1 protein-coding gene is annotated in these 886 nt (G+C 52.6%); it reads right to left on the minus strand.

The genetic code is table 11. The annotated features are described in order from the left end of the window. Nucleotides 1-631, minus strand: a 631-nt coding sequence (locus tag ACFPPD_RS22425) for a transposase (protein WP_378083426.1), incomplete at its 3' end; no start/stop codon positions are given. Nucleotides 632-886 lie beyond the last annotated feature (255 nt).

Genomic DNA, 886 nt, shown 5'->3' on the forward strand with positions numbered 1-886 from the left:
TGCCGCGCGCAAAAACGGTCACGGCCGCTCCATCCGTATGATGGTTTACGAACGCTTGGACGCCAGACTTTTCAATCCACCTCGACTCGTTATTCACATGGCTGGGATCCGGTTGTTTGATTTTGACATGCTGAGGCTGGTCATGCTCATCGAGGGATCCGCCGATCAACAGCGGCTGCCGGGCATCGCTATAATAAGAATAGCCGTAAAAGATAGGGTCTACCCGCACGATACCCGTAAGCGGGTCGCCTTTATCGGCTTGTTGCATGGCATGGCGGATTTTTCTTGCGATGAGCCATGCGGTCTTATAGGTGACCTGAATCACATCGGACAGGCGGGAGGAACTGATACCGGAAGGCCGGGAGATCAGGAACATCGCTTGAAACCAGCGGGGCAAAGGAGTCGGGCTTCCTTCCATGATCGTGCCGGCGATGACAGACGCCTGATGGCGGCAGGAGCAGCATTCGTAGAGAGGCAGTCTGCGCGATTGGATAAGATAAAAGTGAGGATGACGACAAGACGGGCAACGGAAGCCGTCCGGCCATCTGGCCTTGAACAGCGCCTCGGCGCAAGCCTGTTCGGAGTTGAACTGTTGGCAGAACGCCTCGAAGGTTAGATGAACCGGAAACATGAACATCCTCCCGAAATAGAACATTTGTTCTTATACAAATCATACCAAACATGCGTTCGATTTTCAAGAATTATGGGAAAAAACTTCAACGTTACGGGTTTGTTTTCAAAAGCATGAACAAGGGTTAATCTCCTGATCGGTCCTGATCGGTCCTGTCGGAAGGGATACTGGTAGAAGCGACCGAGCGTAGGTTGAGTAACTTAGCAGGTGAAAACCCTGCCTGGAAAGGCGAGAGCCACGCCGCCAGTAACGAGT

The organism is Cohnella suwonensis, assembly GCF_042655365.1.
GTDB classification, from domain to species: domain Bacteria; phylum Bacillota; class Bacilli; order Paenibacillales; family Paenibacillaceae; genus Cohnella; species Cohnella suwonensis.